This is a genomic window from Veillonellaceae bacterium, from assembly GCA_012523975.1.
GTDB lineage: Bacteria > Bacillota > Negativicutes > JAAYSF01 > JAAYSF01 > JAAYSF01.
In genome coordinates this window covers 1-1,949 of the sequence record JAAYSF010000072.1, presented here as the reverse complement: position 1 = coordinate 1,949, position 1,949 = coordinate 1, and the positions used below count along the sequence as shown (strand labels likewise).

General features: G+C 46.1%; 3 protein-coding genes. 2 read left to right on the top strand and 1 reads right to left on the bottom strand.

The window, feature by feature from the left end:
* Window positions 1–202: 202 nt before the first annotated feature.
* On the top strand, window positions 203–868 hold the full coding sequence (locus tag GX348_10110; protein ID NLP42531.1) for a ComF family protein: 666 nt from the start codon (window positions 203–205) through the stop codon (window positions 866–868).
* 66 nt (window positions 869–934) lie between these two features.
* On the opposite strand, the gene GX348_10105 is transcribed toward GX348_10110, so the two are convergent.
* Window positions 935–1,537 carry an HD domain-containing protein gene (locus tag GX348_10105; protein ID NLP42530.1) on the bottom strand — a complete coding sequence of 201 codons (603 nt, stop codon included), beginning with the start codon at window positions 1,535–1,537 and terminating at the stop codon, window positions 935–937.
* Window positions 1,538–1,737: 200 nt separating this feature from the next.
* Here GX348_10105 and GX348_10100 point away from each other — a divergent pair.
* The coding region (locus GX348_10100) for a flagellar protein (protein NLP42529.1) at window positions 1,738–1,949 on the top strand (212 nt) is incomplete at its 3' end.

Sequence of the window (1,949 nt, the reverse complement as noted above, 5' to 3'; positions counted from 1 at the left end):
GCCGAACGCCTGCGGGGCGAGGGGTTCTAAGGATGACTAAGACACACCCCGCCCGTTGGGCACCCCTCTCAAGAGGAGAATTTGGTTTTAAGGCAAAAGATTAGCTAGTGGCAGTATTGCAAAAAATCCCCTCTAGAGAGGGGTGGCGCGCAGCGACGGGGTGTGTTATTTGCTGCTACTCAAAGCTCAGGAGTTGATTTAAGTGCTTAAGCAAATATGGGAAACCTTGCTTAATATCGTTTATCCTCCGAAATGTCCTGGCTGCCGGACGGGCGTCGATATACATGGCAGTTGGTGTCAGGTTTGTCTGGCTAGTGTTTTTGCGGTGCGCGAGATTAATGTTTATCAGCATCGTCTGCAGCATTTGGATGTATGCTACGCCGTCTGTGAATATACCGGAGGCGTTAAACGGCTTATACATGATATCAAGTTCCGGCAGAAAAAGAAGTATGCATTGCATTTAGAGTGGTTAATCGATCACAGTGCCGTGACAGCTCGATTACCTGATGTGGATATTGTCCTCCCAGTCCCGTTGAACACCGAGCGGATGAGTGAGCGCGGCTATAACCAAACGGAGCTGATTTTTGCTGGGTGGGCAAATCAGCAAGGGTGGCTGTGGTGTGAGACGAACTTGGCGAGGACAAGACCGACAAAACCACAATGGGAGTTAAAGTTAGCCGAGCGGCGCCAAAATGTAAAGGGCGCCTTCACAGTAACGCATCCTGATGGAGTGGCCGGCAAGAATATTTTATTGGTTGATGATATAATTACTAGCGGCACTACTATGAACGAATGCGCTAAAGTGCTCAAAAAAGCCGGTGCCTTAAGGGTTTGCGGACTAGCCTTGGCAAGCGGCGCACCCTACTAAAAAAACACACCACGAACTATTGTTCGCAGTGTGTTTTTTCTGTTATAATGGTAGTACCAAACTCGCTTACCCCAACGCCTCAATAAAGGCTTTGACTACAGCCGGATCGAAGGCCGTACTGGATAGACTTGACAGTTCGCGGACAGCCTCATCCTTGGTTTTAACCCAGTTTTTGGTACAGGGGTTTATATAACGGTCATAATGGTTGACCACAGCAATGATTCGTGCTCCGAGCGGAATATTTACTCCCTTGAGCCGTTTTGGATAGCCCTTGCCGTCCCAGCGTTCATGGTGATGGCGGATATATGGGATGAGTTCTTGGCAAGCAGGGATGTTTTCTACCATGCAGCTGCCTGCATTGCAATGATTTTTAAACAGGCTGATTTCTTTATTTGTGACATAAGGCATTTTAGCGATAACGGCATTAGGAACCGTCAAATGACCGATATCGTGTAACAGTGCAGCCACCCGAATCCGCTCAATTTCATCTCTGGGCAGTCGCATTTTCGCAGCTACACTTACGGCATAATTGGCCACTTGGTTGCTATGAAGATACAATTTGGCATTTTTCATTTCCACTAAGCGCATTAACGTCGCGATGACATCGCTTAGCGTGTCCGGTTCTCCGGCATATACATCCGGATCTTGCATGAGCGTCAGCATAAACACGACAAACTGCCTTTCCTCGTATAGTCAAGTATTAATAATTTAGGCAAAAAGTGATATAATCCTGCATGAATTTCGAAAAAATTGTAATATTTCCTAGGAAATAGGTCGAAATTCCTAACAATTGTCGAGAATATTTAGTATAATGAAGATGAAATGTGTGGCAGACAAGTTCTTAGTACTAATGGTGAGGAGGAACTGGTATGGGGTTAAAAAACTGTCCGGAGTGCGGCCGGCTATTTGTTGAAAATCCAAGCGGTATGTGTCCGGCCTGCTATGAAAAGGTTGAAGAAGATGAATTAAAAGTAGTTGAATACCTCCGCGATACCAGAAAAGCATCGCTAAAGGAAATCCATGAAGCAACCGGCGTAAAAGAAGGTATAATAATGCGAATGATTAAGAGGGGCCGGCTGTT